This window comes from Embleya sp. NPDC001921, from assembly GCF_053594475.1.
Genome location: NZ_JBSFEO010000016.1, coordinates 42,804 through 60,949, shown reverse-complemented (window position 1 = coordinate 60,949; position 18,146 = coordinate 42,804). Strand labels below are relative to the sequence as shown.

Genomic DNA, 18,146 nt, shown 5'->3' with positions numbered 1-18,146 from the left:
CAGTTTCACGCACGAATGAGCAATGCCGCTCACCATCCCGAGGCCCGTCTCACCCGGATTCGACCGGAAATATCCACCACGTCCGTCCCGCGCACCCGACGACATCGGCCCTGTCGCCCGCACGCGACCGCCGTTACATTGGCCCGGCTCACCCGCCCCGCCCCACGAGCCCACACCCACGAACCCGTCCCGCCCCACGAGCCCACCCACGAACCCGGCCCGCCCCACAAGCCCACACCCACCCCAACCCACGAACCCGCCCCGCCCCACCCGACGGGAGATCCGTGCACACCGAAGGACGTCCCGCCCCCGACAACCGGACCGCCTGGCAGACGCTGCTCGCCGATCTGGACGAGCGCCGAACCCGAGCACGAGCCATGGGCGGCCCGGCCAAGGTCGCGCGCCACACGGTCGCCGCCCCCGGCCGGATGTCCGCCCGGGCCCGGATCGCGGCCCTCCTCGACGACGACTCCTTCGCGGAACTGGGCACACTCACCGGCGGCGCGGACATCCCCGCCGACGCTTTCGTGGCCGGTTCGGGGCTGCTGGACGGCCGCCCGGTGTTCGTGGGCGCCGAGGACTTCACCGTGCAGGGCGGCTCGATCGGCCCCGGCGCCGCCGCCAAGCGGGCCCGGCTCGTCCGGCTGGCCGGTCAGGAACGCGCGCCGCTGGTGACCCTGCTCGAAGGCGCCGGCCACCGGGCGGGCAACGCGCTCGCCGGGCACACCGCCACGCCCAACGACCTCCAGGCCCTGGCCGACCTCGCCGGGCTGGTCCCCACCGTCGCGATCGTGCACGGCCCGTCCGCCGGACACGGCGCGCTCACCGCACCGTTGTCCGATTTCGTGATCATGGTGGAAGGCACCGGAGCGCTCTTCACCGCCGGCCCGCCCCTGGTCGAGGCCGCGACCGGCGAACGGGTGGACAAGCACACCCTCGGCGGCAGCGGGGTGCACTGCGTGGTCAGCGGCGTCGCGCACAACGCCGTTCGCGACGACGCGGCGGCGCTGCGCCTGGCCCGCCGCTACCTCTCCTACTTCCCGTCACACGCCTGGCAACATCCGCCGTACGCGGGACCGGACTCGGGCAACACCGACACCGGCCCGCGCACCACCGAGGCGCTCCTGGACCTGATCCCGCCGGACCCGCGCCGGCCGTACGACGTCAAGGCCGTGCTGGCCGAGGTCTTCGACACGGGCACGCTCCTGGAGCTGCAACCGGCCCACGGCGCCTCGATCGTCACCGCGCTCGCCCGCCTCGGCGGCCACGCGGTCGCGGTCCTGGCGAACCAACCCGCGGTCCGGGCGGGCACCATCGACGCGGACGCCGCCGACAAGGCCGCCCGCTTCCTGTCCGTCGCGGGCGCGTTCCACCTGCCGGTGGTCTTCCTCGCGGACAACCCCGGCGTCCTGGCCGGCACCGCCGCCGAGCGTTCGGGCGTGCTGCGCGCCGCGGCCCGGTTGTTCGCCGCCCAGCACCGCCTCCGCGTTCCGAAGCTGCACCTGACGGTGCGCAAGGCGTTCGGCTTCGGCAGTTCGGTGATGGCGATGAACCCGTTCGACGCGCAGACCGTGTCGTACGCGCTGCCCGGCGTCACCCTCGGCGGCATCCCGGCCGCCGCGGGCGCCGCCGCCGCGAAGCGGGACGCGGACACCACCCGCCGGCTGACCGCGAACGAGGCGAGCGGCCCGTGGCGCTCGGCGAACGCGCTGTCCTACGACGACGTGATCGCACCGACCGAGGTCCGCGACGCCCTGCTCAGCGGCCTGACCCGCGCCCGAGCCCGACTGACCGGCCCGATCGAACCCGACCGCCGCCCCGGCTACCTGCCCTGAGGCGGGTCCGGCGACAACATCTAGGCTCGCCGTATGGACGGTTTGGGTGATCTGCTGCGCGGGATCAGGGCCGACGACGCGCTCTTCGACCGACGGACGCTGCCCCCGGAGACTTCCGTACGGATCACCTCCGGCGCGCCGTTGACCCTGTGCACGGTGGTCCGCGGCAGCGGCCGACTCGTTCCCGAGGAGGGCCCCTCCCTTCCGCTGCGTCCGGGTGACGCCGCCCTGGTCCGGGGTCCCGCACCGTTCACCTTCGTCGCCGACGCGCGCCCGGGGCACGAGGCGGCGAGGGACTCGGGCCGGGACGACGAGGCCTTCGCCGAGTTGCTCTGCGGCTCCTACCGCGCGCACGCCGACATCGGCCGTCGCCTGCCCGCCGCACTCCCCCAGGCCCTGGTCGTCCCCGACGACCAGGGCTGCGAGGCGGTGTCGGACTTCGTGTCCGCCGAGGTCGCCGCCGACCGGCCGGGCCGGCGCTTCGTCCTGGACCGGCTGCTCGACTGGATGCTGGTCTGTACGCTCCGCGCCTGGTTCGACCGCCCCGAGGCGCATCCGCCCGCGTGGTACCTGGCCCTGGCCGATCCCGTCGTCGGCACCGCCCTGCGCGCGGTCCACGACGCCCCGGCCCGGCCGTGGACGATCGCCGCCTTGGCCGCCGAGGCGGGCGTCTCCCGTACCTCCCTCGCCGAACGCTTCACCGCCCGGGTGGGCACGCCCCCGCTCACCTACCTGACCGAGTGGCGGATGGCCCTGGCCGCCGAACTGCTCACCGAGCCGGACGCCACGGTCGCCGCCGTGGCCCGCCGGGTCGGCTACGCCGACGCGTTCGCCTTCAGCACCGCCTTCAAGCGCGTCCGCGGCCTGAGCCCCACCGCCTACCGCACGACCCACGCGGCGTAACGGCTATTCGGGCAGTTGCTCGAACATCCAGCGGTGCCCCTCGGGGTCGGCGACGCTGTAGGCGCGCCCGTGCCCGGTGTCGCGCGGCGGCGCCAACACGGTCGCGCCCGCGTCGCGGGCCACGGCGAAGTGCGCGTCCAGGTCCGCGACGTAGACGTGCACGCCGTCCACCACGTAGGGCACGGACAACCACTTGGCCGCGTCCGCGCAGGTCTCGGCGTGCCGCCGGGGCGAGCGGTAGTCGGGCGTCGGCTCGGCGAGCATGATCAGCCCACCCTCGGGGGTGGCCAGTTCACCGTGACCCACCGAACCGTCCGGCATCATGATCCGAGTCACCTCCCGGAAGCCGAACGCCCGACTCAGCCAGTCCAGCGCGGCGGCGGCGTCCTGGTAGGAGATCATCGGCGTGACGGTCTGCGACATGGTCGACTCCTTCGATCGTGCGATGCTCGCCCTCCGAGTCTGGTCGCGCCGAGCGCACCGGTCTTGGACGAACGGGAACAGGCGAGTACCCCAACCCCACCCGGTTGCCCCGTAGCCCCGTCGCCCGGTCGCCCGGTCGCCCCGGACGTACGCACATGTGCCCCGGTCTCTCGCCCATGTTTGCCGAGCACGGCGCGGACCAGGCTGAACGCATGACGGAACCCACGCAGCTCCCCATCCTCGTTCTCGGCGGCACCGGCAAGACCGGCAGCCGGGTGGTCACCGCGCTCCGCGCCCGCGGCGCCGCCGTGCGCGTCGCCTCCCGCTCCGCCGAGCAGCGCTTCGACTGGACCGACGACCGCACCTGGGGCCCCACGCTGGCCGGCGTCTCCGCCGTCTACCTGGTGCCCCTGGACGGTGTCCCGACCGGTCCCGCCTTCGTCCGCCGGGCGGCCGACGCCGGGGTCGGGCGAATCGTGCTGCTCTCCGCGCGCGGCACCGACATCCCCGGCTGGTTCGCCGCCGACGACCCCGGCAACCAGGCCCGCCTCGACCTGGAGGCGGCCCTTCGCGCCTCGGGCGTCGCATGGACGATCCTGCGTCCGGGGTGGTTCGCGCAGAACTTCAGCGAGGGCTTCTTCCGCGACGAGGTGCGCGCCGGCGAGTTGACGCTGCCGACCGGCGCCGCGTCGGTGTCCTTCGTCGACACCGAGGACATCGCCGCCGTCGCGGCGGCAGCCCTGCTCGACCCCGGCCACGCGGGCGAGACGTACGAGTTGTCCGGCCCCCGGGCGCTGACCTTCGACGAGGCCCTCGCCGAGATCGCCGCCGCGACCGGCCGGAAGGCCCGCTACGTCCCGGCCGACCCGGCCGGATACACCGCCGAGCTGATCGCCCGGGGTCTGCCCGAACTCGACGCGACCATGTGGGCGTCGGCCCTGAGCAGCATCCACCGCGGCCTGGAGGCCAAAATCTCGGACGGCGTGCCGCGGGCGCTGGGCCGCCCCGCCCGCGACTTCACCGACTTCGTCCGCGCGGCCGCCCCGACCGGCGCCTGGACCACCTGACCGCACGGCCGGCCGACCCGGACCGAACCGGCCGAATCAAGCCGAACCGACACCGTGCCGGACCCGACGCCACGATGGGCGGCCGACGACTCGAACGGAGCCGTCGGCCGCCCATCGGCACGCGCGGGCCCGGCCCCGCCCCCGGCCGCCCGCCGCCCCACCGGCCCGCCGCAAAACCCGCCGATGATCGAATTCACCACCCGTTTGCGCGCCCGCAAATCGATCCACCGATCATGCGCACGTCATCCACGCGCGTCATCCCCCGCACGGCCCACTATTCCGCGCGTCCGACTCTCGATCACCCCGCCGAATCGATCTCGCGCGCCCGCTCTGCGATTGCCGTGTCGATTAGCCGAATAGTGTGCGGCGAAGATCGCGGCGGAGATCCTTTAACGCGTCGACACGTCCGCCCTATCCCGCCGATCGCCATCGCACAACCGCGCCCGCCGTCACTCGGATAGCCGAAGAAATCACACACCGCGCACCGCTATTTCCGCACCGCGTCCGCCGCCCCCGCGCATTACCGCCGGGCCCGCCCGAGGAAATCCCGCCCGCCGCTTTCCGCCGGGCCCGCCGGCGGCCCCGCGGCGACGCCCCGAGGAGCCGGCCCGGACACGCGCACCGCACCGGCGACGTCCGCCCCGTGCGTAACGTGCCGGCAGGCGGGCATTCTCAAGACAGGTTCAGGACCGCACGACCGACGCCGATGCCCGACCCGATCCGCACCACCACGAAAAAATTCGACCCCATGCCATCGGCACTCGGATATCGTCGATCCCCGGCCACGGCGGCATCGTTGGGCCCGGAACCCCGGGCTCACCGGCGCGGCCACGCAGATCAGCGGGCCGTCCCGCACACTGGGGAACCCACCGCTCGAAGCCCCTGCGGACCGACGTGACCCAGGTCACGCTCGCGGAGGCGTAACACTTGTACCGATCGGAGCGATGCCTTGAGTGGCGCCGGCAGCGCCGACGGATCCGGTCCCGCGGATGCGTCATCGATTCGGTGTAGTTGCGGCGCCGCAGCATGCCCGCGTGAACCGAGAGGTTATTTGTGACCCCGAGCTCGTCCAGCACGCTTCCCAACAGAATCGCCGAATCGGAATCTCTGGTGGCGCTCATCGAGCGTGGCCGTGCCGAAGGATCGATTACCGGCGAGGACATACGCCGAGCCTTCGAAACCGATGCCATCCCTGCGACGCAGTGGAAGAGCATCCTCCGTAGCCTCAACGAGGTCCTCGATGAGGCCGGTGTGACCTTGACCGTCAACCCGGTCAAAGAGACCCAACGGAGAGACGTAGCCACAACTCGGCGATCTGTCAAGAAGACGCTATCCACGCGCTCAACCCGTGTCAAGAACACAGAGACCTTGCCCGCGCAAGTCACGCCCGCGGCAACGGAATCGGGAGAGTCCGTCGTGGAATCTGCTCCGAAGCCGAAGAAGGCCGCAGCCAAGAAGAAGGCCGCGGCCAAGAAGACCACCACCACCGAGACGACCGCCGTCGAGTCGCCCGCCCCCAAGGACGGCGACGAGGCACTGGTCGAAGAGGACCTGTTCGACGAGCCCGCCGAGGCGGCGGCTCCCGAGGTCGGTCCGAGCGGCTTCGTCCTCACCACGGACGAGGACGACGCGCCGCAGCAGCAGGTCACCACGCCGGGTGCCACCGCGGACCCGGTCAAGGACTACCTGCGGCTGATCGGCAAGGTCTCGCTGCTCAACGCCGAGCAGGAGGTGTCGATCGCCAAGCGCATCGAGGCCGGCCTGTTCGCGTTGGAGAAGCTGGACTCCGAGCCCGGCCTGACCCCGCAGTTCCGGCACGAGCTCGAGCTCGTCGCCGAGGACGGCAAGCGTGCCAAGAACCACCTCCTGGAGGCCAACCTCCGCCTGGTGGTCTCGCTGGCGAAGCGCTACACGGGTCGCGGCATGCTCTTCCTGGACCTCATTCAGGAGGGCAACGTCGGTCTCATTCGTGCGGTCGAGAAGTTCGACTACACGAAGGGCTTCAAGTTCTCCACGTACGCCACCTGGTGGATTCGCCAGGCGATCACCCGGGCCATGGCCGACCAGGCGCGGACCATCCGCATCCCGGTCCACATGGTCGAGGTGATCAACAAGCTGGCCCGCGTGCAGCGCCAGATGCTCCAGGACCTGGGCCGCGAGCCCACCCCGGAGGAGCTGGCCAAGGAACTCGACATGACCCCGGAGAAGGTCGTCGAGGTGCAGAAGTACGGCCGCGAGCCGATCTCCCTGCACACCCCCCTCGGCGAGGAGGGCGACAGCGAGTTCGGTGACCTCATCGAGGACACCGAGGCGATCCGCCCGGCCGACGCGGTCAGCTTCACGCTGCTCCAGGAACAGCTCCACTCGGTCCTGGACACCCTCGCCGAGCGCGAGGCCGGCGTGATCTCGATGCGCTTCGGGCTCACCGACGGCCAGCCCAAGACGCTCGACGAGATCGGCAAGGTCTACGGGGTCACCCGTGAGCGGATCCGCCAGATCGAGTCGAAGACCATGTCGAAGCTGCGCCACCCGTCCCGCTCCCAGGTACTGCGCGACTACCTGGACTAGGCAGCAGGACCCCGGGTACGGACGGACCGCCACACCGGCGACCTCCGTCCGTACCCGGCGCCACACCATTCCGCGCCGCGGCCCCGTGCCACGCCCGCCGTCGCCGTCGGCGTCAGGGCGTCAGCCGATGCGGACCGCGGAAGAGGAACGTCGCGTCCCGGATCGAGGGCAGGTCCAGGAGCAGCATCAGCAGTCGGCCCAGCCCCAGGCCCAGGCCGCCGTGCGGCGGGATGCCGTAGCGGAAGCAGTCCAGGTAGGACGCCAGGGGCGCCGCGTCCATACCCTTCTCCCGCAGTTGGGCGAGCAACCGCTCGTGACGGTGCTCGCGCTGCGCGCCCGTGGTGATCTCGACGCCCTTCCACAGCAGGTCGAAGCTCTCGGTGAGCGAGGGGTCGTCGTCCGGGCGCAGGTGGTAGAACGGCCGGACCCCGGCCGGGAAGCGGGTCACGAAGACGAACTCGTGCCCGGTCTCCGCCGCGATCGACGCGGACAGCGCGCGTTCGCCCTCCGGGTCCAGGTCGACCCGGGTGCCGGTCGGGTCCCATCCCTCGGCACGCAGTCGGCGCAGCGCGTCGGCCATCGTGATCCGCGGGAACGGCAGCCGCGGGACGGTGACCTCGACGCCGAGGAGTGCTTCGATCGACGCGCCGTGTACGGACCGGACGTCGGCCAGGACCGCCCGCAACAGCCGCTCCTCGAAGGCCATCACGTCCTCGACCCCGTCGATCCAGGCCAGCTCGGCGTCGACGCTGGTGAACTCGGTGGCGTGCCGGGACGTATAGGAGGGCTCGGCGCGGAAGACCGGGCCGATCTCGAAGACCTTGTCGATGCCGGCCGCGATCGCCATCTGCTTGTAGAACTGCGGCGATTGGGCCAGGTAGGCCTGGCGGCCGAAGTAGTCGACGGTGAACACCTCGGCGCCGGATTCGGACGCGGCGCCCATCAGTTTGGGCGTGTGCAGCTCAGTGAAGCCCTCCGCCGCGGTGATCCGACGCATCGCCTGTTCGACGGTGCTCTGGACGTCCAGGACCAGTCGTCGGTCGGGCCGCCGGAGGTCGAGGAATCGCCAATCGAGTCGGCGGTCCGGGCCGGTGTGAGCGTCGATCGGCAGCCCGGGTTCGGCCCGCGAGAGGATCTCGACCCGTTCGGGCAGCAGTTCCAGACCGCCGAGTCGGACCACGTCGTTGGCCACGACCCTGCCGGTGATCCGGACCGCCGACTCGAGGGTGACCTGCTCGAACGCGGCCTCGATCGGGTCGTCGGCGCCGACGCGGCGGTGGGTGACCTGGACCTGACCGGTGTGGTCGCGCACCACGACGAACTGCATGCGGCGCTGCCTGCGCACCGTGTCGATCCATCCGTGGACGGTGACCCTCTCGTCGAGATGTTCGGACAGGTCCCGGACGAGGGTGCGCGGCATGGCGGCAACTCCCTTGGTTGCGGGCGCGTTGGTCGCGCCGGGTACGGCGGGTGGTAGACGGCCACCCGAGGAGATCGTCAGCGTAGGTGGCCTGGTCGGCGGTGTCGCCGGATTAAACGGCGGCAGGGGGCGCGGGGTGGGGGCCGGGCGAGGGGGCGCCGGCCGCCGGGCGCACCGCGCCGCAGCCTGCGATCGGACCCGTGCGGATGGCCCGAAAGTGCGGTACATCTCCTGACATGTCCCACCACGTGGGCGCGAACTGCCTTTTGCAGCGCGGGAATTGATGACCAGCGGCGTTACCCGCGGTTTACCATCGGCGGTGTGCCGCACCACCCCGACCGGCGGCCGCGAGGTGTCGAGACCATGACCGAGAACGCTGGAGACCGAGTGTGGCCGACCGAGCCCGCCGGTGAGCGACCGCCGCCCGGTATCGACGTCGAGGTGCCGAGCGTCGCGCGCGTCTACGACTTCCTGATCGGCGGCAAGGACAACTACGCCGCCGACCGCGAGGTGGCCCGCAGGTTGATCGAGGTGGCGCCCGACCTGCAACACGACGCCGGCGCCCATCGGCGGATCCTGCACCGGGGTGTGCGCTTCCTGGTCGAACAGGGCATCCGCCAGTTCGTCGACATCGGATCCGGTCTGCCCACCGCGCAGAACACCCATCAGGTCGCCCAGGCGATCGCGGCCGAGACCACCGTGGTCTACGTCGACAACGACCCGATCGTGCTCGCGCACGGTCGCGCGCTGCTCGCCGAGAACGACCGCACCACGGTGATCACCGCCGACCTGCGCGAGCCCGAGTCGATCCTGAAGAACCCGGACGTGCTGCGCCTGATCGACTTCGACCGGCCGGTCGCGCTGATGCTGCTGGGCGTGATCCACCACATCAACGACGACGAGGATCCGGCCGGGCTGGTGCGCACCTACCTCGACGCGTTGCCGTCCGGGAGTTGGCTGTTCCTGACCCACTTCCTGCACAGCGGCCCGGAGTCGGAGCAGTTGGAGCGGGTCATGCAGGGCTCGCACAAGAGCGGGAGGTTCCGCGAGCGGGAGGAGATCGCGGCCTACCTGGACGGGCTGGAGGCGGCCGACCCGGGCCTGGTCTACATCGACCTGTGGCGGCCCGAGGAGCCGGTGGACGAGGCGGCCTTGTCGGTCACCCAGCGCCTGGTCCTGGGCGCGGTGGCCCGCAAGCCGTAGCCGGGACGGTCATCGCCGCCTCCCGCGCTCGTCGGCGTCGGCGAGCTTGCCGGTGCCGATCGCGATGCGGTTCCAGGTGTTGATGGCGAGGATCAGGGCCATCAGGCGGGCCAGTTCGCCTTCGTCGAATCGGCCCGCGGCCCGGGCGTAGACGTGGTCCGGGACGCCGTCGGCGGCGACCAGGGTCAGTGCCTCGGTCAGCGCGAGGGCGGCCCGTTCCCGCTCGGTGAAGAAGTGCGCGGCCCCGCGCCAGAGGGCGACCAGGGCCAGGCGTTCGTCGTTCGCGCCCGCGTTGCGTGCCTCGGTCCAGTGCATGTGCAGGCAGTACGCGCAGCCGTTGAGCTGCGAGGCGCGGATCTGGACCAGCTCGACCAGCGCGGGATCCAAGCCCTCCCGGGCGGCGGCGTCGAAACCGATCAGCGCCTTGAACGCCTTGGGCGCGGCGCGGGCGAAGTCGACGCGGACGGTCCCGGGGCCGGGGTGCGAATGGGGTTCGGGGTCGGCGTCGGCGCCGGTGGACCGTTCGGCGCGGTGTTCGCTGCTCATGACCATGAACCTAGGCGCGAAAGCGACCTGGTATAGGGTGCAGTTCCATGTCCAGGAACGGGGTCAATTCAGCCGAGTGGATCGGCCGCGACCTGCATCTGGAGTTGTCGGGTACGGGCAGCCGGCGCGCCGTGCTGATCCGCGCGATCCGTGCGGCGATCCGCACCGGTCGGCTGGCCCCGGACACACCCATGCCGCCGTACCGCTCGCTCGCGGCCGATCTGGACATCGCCCGGAACACCGTCGCCGACGCGTACGCCGAACTGGTCGCGGAGGGCTGGCTCACGGCGCGTCAGGGCTCCGGGACCCGGGTCGCCCGGCGGGCCGAACCACTCGCCGCGCCGCGCCGCCGCGCCCGGACCGGGCTGCCCGCGCGGCCCGCCGGCCCGACCCACAACCTGCGCCAGGGTCAGCCGGACGCGGCGTCCTTCCCGCGCACCGCGTGGCTCGCGTCCGCCCGCCGGGCGCTGAACGCCGCGCCGAACGAGGCGTTCGGGCCCGGCGATCCGCAAGGCCGCCCGGAGTTGCGGGTTGCGCTCTCGGACTACCTCGCCCGGGCGCGCGGGGTGCGTACCCACCCGGATCGCATCGTGATCTGCTCGGGCTTCGCGCACGCGTTGCGGCTGCTGTTCGCCGGCGTACTGCGCGGGCCGGCCGCCGTGGAGTCGTACGGGCTGGCCTTCCACCGCTCGATCCTGGCCGCCGCGTCGGTCCGGACGCTGCCCCTCGACATCGACGAACACGGCGCCGACACCGAGGCATTGGCCGCCCTGCCGAGCGCGCGCGTGGCGGTGCTGACGCCGGCTCACCAATTCCCCACCGGTGGCCCGCTGTCGCCCGAGCGGCGGGTCGCGGCGCTGGATTGGGCGCGGTCGCGGGGCGGGCTCGTGCTGGAGGACGACTACGACGGCGAGTTCCGCTACGACCGGCGTCCGGTGGGCGCGGTCCAGGGGGTGGATCCGGAGCGCGTGGTGTACGTGGGCTCGGTCAGCAAGAGCCTGTCCCCCGCGATCAGGCTCGGCTGGATGGTGCTGCCCGAGCACCTGGTCGAGGAGGTCCTGGCGGTGAAGGGCCTGCGCGAGGCGTGGGCCGGCGTCACCGATCAGCTCACCCTCGCCGACTTCATCGAGGGCGGCCACTACGACCGGCACATCCGCCGGATGCGTCAGCGCTACCGCGCTCGCCGCGACCACCTGCTCGCCGCGTTGGCCGAACACGCACCGCACGTCACCGCGACCGGCATCGCCGCCGGTCTGCACGCCGTCCTGCGCCTCCCGACCGGCACCGAGCCCTCCACCGTCAAGGCCGCCACCTGGCAGGGCCTGGCTCTCGACGGCCTCTCCGCCTTTCGCCACCCGGACGCGAAGGGCCCGGCTCCGGACGGCCTGGTGGTCGGCTACGCGACGCCGCCCGACCACTCGTACCCGGCGGCGGTCCAGGCGCTGTGCCGGGCGCTGCCGCCGGCGGAAGGCGAGTAGGGCGGACTTGGGGCGCGGGCGGCGCCGAGCTTCGGTGTACGTGCACCCCGCCGCTCACATCGTGCGCGTCGGCGGCATGCCCGAGCGGCCCGAGGCGGGGGTCTTGACGGCCAGGATCTGGTCGACCCCGATGCGGTTCTGTTCGAAGGCCAGGGCCGAGGCGGCCATGTACAGGCGCCAGACCCGGACCCTGCCGGGCGAGGTCAGCCGGGTGGCGCGGTCCTGGGCGGCCTCCAGGTTGGCCACCCACGCGCGCAGCGTGGTCGCGTAGTGCTCGCGCAGCGCGTGCACGTCCCGAACCTCGAAGCCCGCCTCCTCCAGCACCGACACCGTGCTGCCCACCGGCACCAGCTCGCCGTCCGGGAAGACGTAGCGGTCGATGAACTCGTCGACGTGGTAGGCGGCTTCGTTCGGCGCGGGTCGGCGGGCGATCTGGTGGTTGAGCAACCGGCCGCCGGGACGCAGGAGTTCGTACAGCGAGTCGGCGTACTCACGGAAGCGGATCCGGCCCACGTGTTCGGCCATGCCGATCGAGGAGATCGCGTCGTAGGGGCCGTCGGCGTGTTCGCGGTAGTCCTGGATCCTGATCTCGACCCGGCCGGTCAGCCCCGCCTCGGAGACCCGTTTGCGAGCCAGGTCGGCCTGTTCGCGCGAGATGGTGATGCCGACCGCCTGGACGCCGTAGTGCTCGGCGGCGTGCATCGCCATCGAGCCCCACCCGCAGCCCACGTCCAGCAGCCGCATCCCCGGGCCCAGCGCCAGCTTGCGGCAGATCAGGTCGAGCTTGGCCCGCTGGGCGTCCTCCAAGCTCGCGTCGGGGCGGTCCCAGTAGGCGCACGAGTAGACCATCGAGGGGCCCAGGATCAGTGCGTAGAAGTCGTTGCCGACGTCGTAGTGGTGCCGGATCGCCTCCTGGTCGCGGCGCACGCTGTGCAGCACGCCCCGGCGGCGGCGGACCTCCTCGGCGGGCGCGGGTGGCGGTACCGGCAGGCCGGTCAGGGTGAGCGCCTCGCCCATCGGGCGCAGCGCACCGAGCGCGGCCCGTACGGACGGCAGCGGGCGTTCGGGGCGGTGGGTGCGGGTGGCGATCGCCTCGGCCGCCGATGCGCTCACGGGCGGCGGTTGGTCGCGGTGCAGGGCGATGCCGGCCATTCGGTCCAGCGCGTCGTAGAGGTCGCCGTCCACGTCCAGGTCGCCGGACACCCACCCGCGCGCGAAGCCCAGCTCGCCCGGCTTCCACATCAGCCGGCGCAGCGCGCGTCGGTTGCGGACGATCAGGGCCGGACCGTCCGGCGGCCCCGCCTCGCTGCCGTCCCAGGCCCGGATCCGGATCGGCGACGGGCGCCCGAGTACCTGCTGGGTGAGCGCTGCCAGGCGGTCGGCGGTGTGCGGCATGACGGATTCCTCCGCGGTGTGGAACCCCGGACTCCCGATCCGGGCTACACCGTTGCCCCTACCCCACCGGGGCCGGAGCGCGAACGGAATTGCTCCATCCGGGGCGAATCACCACCCCGGACGGAGCACATCGTGTCCGGTCGGTCACAAAACCTTGGACAGGAACGCCTTCGTGCGGTCGTGCTGCGGGTTGGTCAGCACCTCGCGGGGCAGCCCCGCCTCGACCACGAGGCCGTCGTCCATGAACACCAGCGAGTCGCCGACCTCGCGCGCGAAGCCCATCTCGTGGGTGACCACGATCATCGTCATGCCCTCCTCGGCGAGGCCGCGCATGACGTCCAGGACCTCGCCGACGAGTTCGGGGTCGAGCGCGGAGGTCGGCTCGTCGAACAACATCAGCTTGGGGTCCATGGCCAGCGCGCGGGCGATGGCCACCCGCTGCTGTTGGCCGCCGGAGAGCTGGGCGGGGTAGGCGTCCGCCTTGTCGCCCAGGCCGACCCGCTCCAAAAGCTGCTGCGCGCGCTCCCGGGCGGCGGGCTTGCTTATGCCCTTGACCTGGGTGGGCGCCTCCATGATGTTGCCCGCCGCGGTCATGTGCGGGAAGAGGTTGAAGCGCTGGAACACCATGCCGATGTCGCGCCGCTTGAGCGCGACCTCGCTGTCGCGGAGTTCGTAGAGCTTGCCGTCCTTCTCCCGGTAGCCGACGAGTTCGCCGTCCACCCACAACCGCCCGGCGTTGACCTTCTCCAGGTGGTTGATGCAGCGCAGGAACGTGGACTTGCCGGAGCCGGAGGGGCCGACGATGCACATGACCTCGCCGGCGCCGACCTCCAGGTCGATGCCCTTGAGCACCTCCAGCGGGCCGAACGACTTGCAGACGTCCTCGGCCTTGACCATGGGCTGCCCGGAGCCGGTCGGCCCGGGCGCGGACTTGTCGAAGTTGGTCGTCATCGGATCTCGACTCCCGGACGCCGGGTCGGGAACAGGTTGGCCCTGATCCGCTGGAGCGGGGTGGGCGGCAGCGCCCGGCTGGCCCCGCGCGAGAAGCGGCGTTCCAGGTAGTACTGGCCGATGCTGAAGACGGTGGTGAGCAGCAGGTACCAGAAGCAGGCCGCGAAGAGCAGTTCCATCACCGCGAGGTTGTTGGTGTACACGTCCTTGGCCTTCTGCAGTACCTCGGGGTAGACCACCACGCTGGCCAGCGAGGACGTCTTGAGCATGTTGATGAACTCGTTGCCCGTGGGCGGCACGATCACCCGCATCGCCTGCGGCAGCACGATCCGGCGCAGGGTACGGCCCTTGGACATGCCGAGGGCGTGCGCCGCCTCGGTCTGGCCCTCGTCGACGGACTGGATGCCCGATCGCACGATCTCGGCCATGTACGCGCCCTCGTTGATGCCGAGGCCGAGCAGCGCCGCGATGGTCGGGGTGATCACGTCGTTGGTGTTCTGGCCGAACATGGTCGGGAAGATCAGCGCGAGGTTGCCCCAGATGAGCAACTGGACCAGGACCGGCGTGCCGCGGAAGAACCAGATGTAGACCGACGAGACGGTCGAGGTGACCGGGTTGCCGGACAGCCGTCCGATCGCGGCGAGCACGCCGAGGACGAGTCCGAGCGCCATCGAGTAGAGGCTGATCTTCAGCGTGTTGACGGCGCCCTTGATGATCTGCTCGTCGAACAGGTACTCGCCGGTCACGCTCCAGTGGATCTTCGCGTTCGCGAACGCGTTGATCAGGAGGCCGACCAGGGCCAGGACCACGACGGCGGCGACCCAACGACCGTAGTGCGGTACGGGGATCGCTTTGATGTGTTCCCGTTTGGCCGGCTGTTTGTCGGCCGCGGGGGTTGGGGGCGTGGTCACGGGAAGGTGACCTCCTCTTGGAGCACGAGTGCGGGCGCGGGCACGGGGGTGGCCCGGAGGGACGGTCCGCCGGGTCCGGCCCCGCCGCCGTCGGGCGGGCGGGGCCGGACCTCGGATCAGGAAGTGCCGCCGTTGATGGTGACCTCGGTGACGGCGCCGGCCTCGACCTTCCAGTTGTTGAGGATCTTGGCGTACTCGCCGTTCTTGATCAGGGCCTCCAGGGCCGACTTCAGCGCCTGCTGGAGCTGCTGGTTGTCCCTGCCGACGCCGATGCCGTAGAGGCCGGCGTCGATCTGTTCGCCCGTGACCTCGAAGTCCTTGCCGTCACCGGAGGTCTGCGCGTTGTACGCGGCCACCGGGAAGTCGTTGAGGTCGGCGACGGCGGCACCGCTCTTGAGCTTGAGCAGGGCCTCGCCGTCGTGCTCGTACTTCTGGATCGTGATCGCGCCCTTGCCCGACTCCTCGCACTTCTTGGACTGGGCGGCGGCGACGTCCTCATTGGTCGTCGCCTGCTGGAGCGCGACGATCTTCCCGCACAGGTCGTCGAGCGACTTGATGTTCTGCGGGTTGCCCTTCTGCACCAGGATCGAGGTACCGGCGCGGAAGTAGTCGACGAACGCCAGGCCCTGGCCCTGCCGCTCCTTCTTGTCGGTCATCGCGGACATGACCAGGTCGAAGCGCTTGGAGGTGATCCCGGTGATCAGCGAGTCGAACGGGGAGTTCTTGTACTCGTACTTGACTCCGAGCTGCTTGCTGAGCGCGGCGGCCAGCTCGGGGTCCACGCCGACGGCCTTGCCGCCCTTCATGAACTCGATCGGTGCGTACGCGATCTCCGAGCCGATCTTGAGCTTGCCGGACTTCTGGACGTCCGGCGGGAGCATCTTGAAGAACGGCGCGTTCTCGTCCTTCTTGCCGAGCGCGCTGTCGCCGCCATCGTCCCCACAGCCGGTCAGGAGCATGGAGCCCGCGACCAGGGTTGCGGCACAGGCGATCAGGCGGCGGTGGGTAAGGCGTCCGCTCATGTGCGGGTTCCTCCAGGTATGAGGGGACAAGGTGGCCGGCATGGCACGAGCTGGCTCGCGGTGCCCGATCTGCGGGCGGTTTGGGCGAATCCGGGATCGAGCTATGGGCATGAATGATTTCCTGGTGCTCTGTACGGGACAATGGGACAGATTGTTAATTACGAAGATCCAATTTGACAGAATGTCAAGCAGCGATGCGGACATTTCATCCCATCGGGCGATTTTCCAGGGCATACCGAAACGGCTCTGGCCGGCCGGGGTCTACGCGCATTGGCGTCATGCTCGCCGAACGAGGCGTGAGCCGGCTCGGGTGATGCCGGTGCCCCGGCGCAGCAGGAGCGTCACGTCGATGGCGGCGACGGCGATCGCACCGGCGAACGGAACCGCGGGGCGCCGGCCGCCGAGCAGCGCGCCCGCGGCGGCCAGTACGCCGGCAGCGGCCAGCGCGAGCCGGCCGGCCCGGTCCGGCCGGCCGTACGCGAGCAGCGCGGTGGCGCCGAGCAGCGGCAGCGGGGTGAGCGCGCGGATCCCGGCGGGGCCGAGCCGGTGCGGTAGGCCGCGTACGCCGCCCGCGTGGTCGGTACCCAGGTCCGGCAGCGCGTCCGCCAGATGCGCGCCGCAGCCCAGCAGCGCGGCGGCGGCGACGACCCCCCACGCGGGCGCGGGCCGCCCGGGCAGCCCGAACGCGACGAACGCGGGCAGGCTCGCGAAGCCCACCGCGTAGGGCACCCAGGACCCGACGGTGCCCTTGACCCCGAGGTCGTACGCCCACGCGGCGCCCACCCCGACCAGATGCGCGGTGCCCGCCGCCGGCCCCGACGCGTAGGACAGCGGCACACACGCCACGAGCGCGGATCGGGCGGCCAGCGCCACCCGATCGGCCCCGACCAGGTCGGCGACCACCGGCTTGCCGGTGCGCCCGGCGGCCCGATCGCGGTCCGCGTCCACCGCGTCGTTGCACCAGCCGACCGACAACTGCCCGCTGAGCACCGCCGCGCCGACGAGCGCGCAGCCCTTGGCGTCACGGCCGGCCGCGACGGCGAGCGCGGTGGTCAAGGCGGTGACGGCGAGCGTCGGGCCGAGGTGGCAGGCGAGCAGGAGGCCGAGCACGGGCGCGTGTTCGGCGGGACGCCCGCCGGGGTGTGCGGGGGTGTGCGGGGTGGCTCCGCTCGGCGTGGCGGCTTCACTCACGTGGGTGTCCTCTCCGGGTGGCAGGCGTCCGTCCGGCGCATGCGGGCGACGAGCGCGGGCAAACGACGTGGGTTCGGTGTTCCCGCTGGGCACTGTTCCAGCGTTCCCGCCCGCCACCGGTTCCGTTCGCCGCCCAGCGTCTTCGCTCCTCATCCAGCCGGGGATACGCCATGACCCGCATCGCAGCCGTCCGTGGCGCACTGCCGCCGCACCGATACCCGCAAGCCGAGATCACCGAGGCGTTCGCGGCGATGTGCCTGCCCGCCGGCGCCGATCGCCGCGTCCTGGATCGGCTGCACGCGAGCGCCCGGGTGCACACCCGCCATCTGGCGCTGCCGCTGGACCACTACGCCAAGCTCGACGACTTCGGCGCCGCCAACGACGCCTACCTCGACGTCGCGGTGGAGCTCGCGGCCGAGGCGGTCGAGTCCGCGCTCGGCGCCGCCGGGCTCAGCGCGCGCGACCTGGACCTGATCGTGTTCACCACGGTGACCGGTCTCGCGGTGCCCTCGATCGACGCGCGCCTGGTCGGCCGGCTCGGCCTGCGCGCCGACATCAAGCGGCTGCCGGTGTTCGGCCTCGGCTGCGTGGCGGGCGCCGCCGGGATCGCCCGGCTGCACGACTACCTGCGCGGGTGGCCCGAGCACGTCGCCGCGCTGGTCTCGGTCGAGCTGTGCTCGCTCACCCTCCAGCGCGACGACGCCTCGATCGCCAACCTCGTCGCCGGCGCGCTGTTCGGCGACGGCGCGGCCGCGGTGATCGCCTGCGGCGACGCGCGGACCGGGCCCGGGCACGGACCGCGGGTGGTCTCCAGTCGCAGTCGCATGTATCCGGACTCGGCCCGGGTGATGGGCTGGGACGTGGGCGGCTCCGGGTTTCGGATCGTGCTCGGCTCGGACGTCCCCGACGTGGTCCGCGAGTATCTGGGCGGCGACGTGCGGACCTTCCTCGCCGAACACGACCTGACCCCGGCCGACATCACCGCGTGGGTGTGCCACCCGGGCGGCCCGAAGGTGCTGGAGGCGGTCGCCGAGACGCTCGAACTCCCGGCCGGCGCCCTGGACCTGACGTGGCGTTCGCTGGCCTCGACCGGGAACCTGTCGTCGACCTCGGTACTGCACGTGCTGCGCGACACGATGGCCGCCGGGCCGGATCCCGGGACGCCGGGCCTGATGATCGCGATGGGCCCGGGGTTCTGCTCCGAGCTCGTCCTGGTGGAGTGGTAGGTCGCGG

15 protein-coding genes are annotated in these 18,146 nt (G+C 71.8%); 7 read left to right on the top strand and 8 right to left on the bottom strand.

Features of this window, described 5'->3' with window-relative positions:
• Positions 1–284: 284 nt before the first annotated feature.
• Both ACWCPW_RS20050 and ACWCPW_RS20045 read left to right on the top strand, forming a co-directional pair.
• A complete protein-coding gene (locus ACWCPW_RS20050) occupies positions 285–1,835 on the top strand; it encodes an acyl-CoA carboxylase subunit beta (RefSeq protein ID WP_449762917.1) in 1,551 nt (516 codons plus the stop codon).
• A 33-nt stretch (positions 1,836–1,868) separates the two neighbouring features.
• Positions 1,869–2,738: an AraC family transcriptional regulator gene (locus ACWCPW_RS20045; protein WP_449762916.1), complete on the top strand. Its 870-nt coding sequence runs from the start codon at positions 1,869–1,871 to the stop codon at positions 2,736–2,738.
• A gap of 3 nt (positions 2,739–2,741) precedes the next feature.
• Here the strand turns inward: ACWCPW_RS20045 and ACWCPW_RS20040 are convergent, their stop codons facing one another.
• On the bottom strand, positions 2,742–3,161 hold the full coding sequence (locus ACWCPW_RS20040; protein ID WP_449762915.1) for a VOC family protein: 420 nt from the start codon (positions 3,159–3,161) through the stop codon (positions 2,742–2,744).
• 212 nt (positions 3,162–3,373) lie between these two features.
• On the opposite strand from ACWCPW_RS20040, the gene ACWCPW_RS20035 reads away from it, so the two are divergent.
• The gene (locus tag ACWCPW_RS20035; RefSeq protein ID WP_449762914.1) at positions 3,374–4,228 is read left to right on the top strand and encodes an NAD(P)H-binding protein; all 855 of its coding nucleotides are present in this window, start codon (positions 3,374–3,376) and stop codon (positions 4,226–4,228) included.
• A gap of 1,053 nt (positions 4,229–5,281) precedes the next feature.
• Positions 5,282–6,796, top strand: a complete 1,515-nt coding sequence (locus ACWCPW_RS20030) for an RNA polymerase sigma factor (protein WP_395863827.1) — start codon at positions 5,282–5,284, stop codon at positions 6,794–6,796.
• 112 nt (positions 6,797–6,908) lie between these two features.
• Here the strand turns inward: ACWCPW_RS20030 and aspS are convergent, their stop codons facing one another.
• A complete protein-coding gene (gene aspS / locus ACWCPW_RS20025; RefSeq protein WP_449762913.1) occupies positions 6,909–8,216 on the bottom strand; it encodes an aspartate--tRNA(Asn) ligase in 1,308 nt (435 codons plus the stop codon).
• 363 nt (positions 8,217–8,579) lie between these two features.
• Between aspS and ACWCPW_RS20020 the strand changes: the two genes are divergently transcribed.
• A complete protein-coding gene (locus tag ACWCPW_RS20020; protein ID WP_449762912.1) occupies positions 8,580–9,419 on the top strand; it encodes an SAM-dependent methyltransferase in 840 nt (279 codons plus the stop codon).
• 9 nt (positions 9,420–9,428) lie between these two features.
• Here the strand turns inward: ACWCPW_RS20020 and ACWCPW_RS20015 are convergent, their stop codons facing one another.
• Positions 9,429–9,965 (bottom strand): carboxymuconolactone decarboxylase family protein, encoded by a 537-nt coding sequence (locus tag ACWCPW_RS20015; RefSeq protein ID WP_449762911.1) that lies wholly within the window; start codon positions 9,963–9,965, stop codon positions 9,429–9,431.
• 47 nt (positions 9,966–10,012) lie between these two features.
• On the opposite strand from ACWCPW_RS20015, the gene pdxR reads away from it, so the two are divergent.
• Positions 10,013–11,443, top strand: a complete 1,431-nt coding sequence (pdxR, locus tag ACWCPW_RS20010; RefSeq protein WP_449762910.1) for a MocR-like pyridoxine biosynthesis transcription factor PdxR — start codon at positions 10,013–10,015, stop codon at positions 11,441–11,443.
• Positions 11,444–11,497: 54 nt separating this feature from the next.
• On the opposite strand, the gene ACWCPW_RS20005 is transcribed toward pdxR, so the two are convergent.
• The 5 genes from ACWCPW_RS20005 to ACWCPW_RS19985 form a co-directional block, all read right to left on the bottom strand.
• Complete coding sequence (locus tag ACWCPW_RS20005) at positions 11,498–12,838, bottom strand: class I SAM-dependent methyltransferase (protein WP_449762909.1); 1,341 nt, start codon at positions 12,836–12,838, stop codon at positions 11,498–11,500.
• Positions 12,839–12,982: 144 nt separating this feature from the next.
• Positions 12,983–13,789, bottom strand: coding sequence for an amino acid ABC transporter ATP-binding protein (locus ACWCPW_RS20000; protein WP_449762908.1), 807 nt, complete (start codon positions 13,787–13,789; stop codon positions 12,983–12,985).
• Complete coding sequence (locus ACWCPW_RS19995; protein WP_449762907.1) at positions 13,786–14,700, bottom strand: amino acid ABC transporter permease; 915 nt, start codon at positions 14,698–14,700, stop codon at positions 13,786–13,788. The genes ACWCPW_RS20000 and ACWCPW_RS19995 overlap by 4 nt, the downstream gene beginning before the upstream one ends.
• A gap of 116 nt (positions 14,701–14,816) precedes the next feature.
• A complete protein-coding gene (locus ACWCPW_RS19990; RefSeq protein ID WP_449762906.1) occupies positions 14,817–15,722 on the bottom strand; it encodes an ABC transporter substrate-binding protein in 906 nt (301 codons plus the stop codon).
• 276 nt (positions 15,723–15,998) lie between these two features.
• On the bottom strand, positions 15,999–16,913 hold the full coding sequence (locus ACWCPW_RS19985; RefSeq protein WP_449762905.1) for a UbiA family prenyltransferase: 915 nt from the start codon (positions 16,911–16,913) through the stop codon (positions 15,999–16,001).
• Between the two features lie 92 nt (positions 16,914–17,005).
• On the opposite strand from ACWCPW_RS19985, the gene ACWCPW_RS19980 reads away from it, so the two are divergent.
• Positions 17,006–18,139 carry a type III polyketide synthase gene (locus ACWCPW_RS19980; protein WP_449763026.1) on the top strand — a complete coding sequence of 378 codons (1,134 nt, stop codon included), beginning with the start codon at positions 17,006–17,008 and terminating at the stop codon, positions 18,137–18,139.
• The last annotated feature ends 7 nt before the right edge of the window (positions 18,140–18,146 follow it).

Excerpts from the sequence above, each read along its gene's own strand:
- pdxR (WP_449762910.1), top strand. The coding sequence starts at position 10,013 with ATGTCCAGGAACGGGGTCAATTCAGCCGAGTGGATCGGCCGCGACCTG.
- ACWCPW_RS20005 (WP_449762909.1), bottom strand. The coding sequence starts at position 12,838 with ATGCCGCACACCGCCGACCGCCTGGCAGCGCTCACCCAGCAGGTACTC.
- ACWCPW_RS19990 (WP_449762906.1), bottom strand. The coding sequence starts at position 15,722 with ATGAGCGGACGCCTTACCCACCGCCGCCTGATCGCCTGTGCCGCAACC.
- ACWCPW_RS20020 (WP_449762912.1), top strand. The coding sequence starts at position 8,580 with ATGACCGAGAACGCTGGAGACCGAGTGTGGCCGACCGAGCCCGCCGGT.
- ACWCPW_RS20045 (WP_449762916.1), top strand. The coding sequence starts at position 1,869 with ATGGACGGTTTGGGTGATCTGCTGCGCGGGATCAGGGCCGACGACGCG.
- ACWCPW_RS20040 (WP_449762915.1), bottom strand. The coding sequence starts at position 3,161 with ATGTCGCAGACCGTCACGCCGATGATCTCCTACCAGGACGCCGCCGCC.
- ACWCPW_RS20015 (WP_449762911.1), bottom strand. The coding sequence starts at position 9,965 with ATGAGCAGCGAACACCGCGCCGAACGGTCCACCGGCGCCGACGCCGAC.
- ACWCPW_RS20035 (WP_449762914.1), top strand. The coding sequence starts at position 3,374 with ATGACGGAACCCACGCAGCTCCCCATCCTCGTTCTCGGCGGCACCGGC.
- ACWCPW_RS20000 (WP_449762908.1), bottom strand. The coding sequence starts at position 13,789 with ATGACGACCAACTTCGACAAGTCCGCGCCCGGGCCGACCGGCTCCGGG.
- aspS (WP_449762913.1), bottom strand. The coding sequence starts at position 8,216 with ATGCCGCGCACCCTCGTCCGGGACCTGTCCGAACATCTCGACGAGAGG.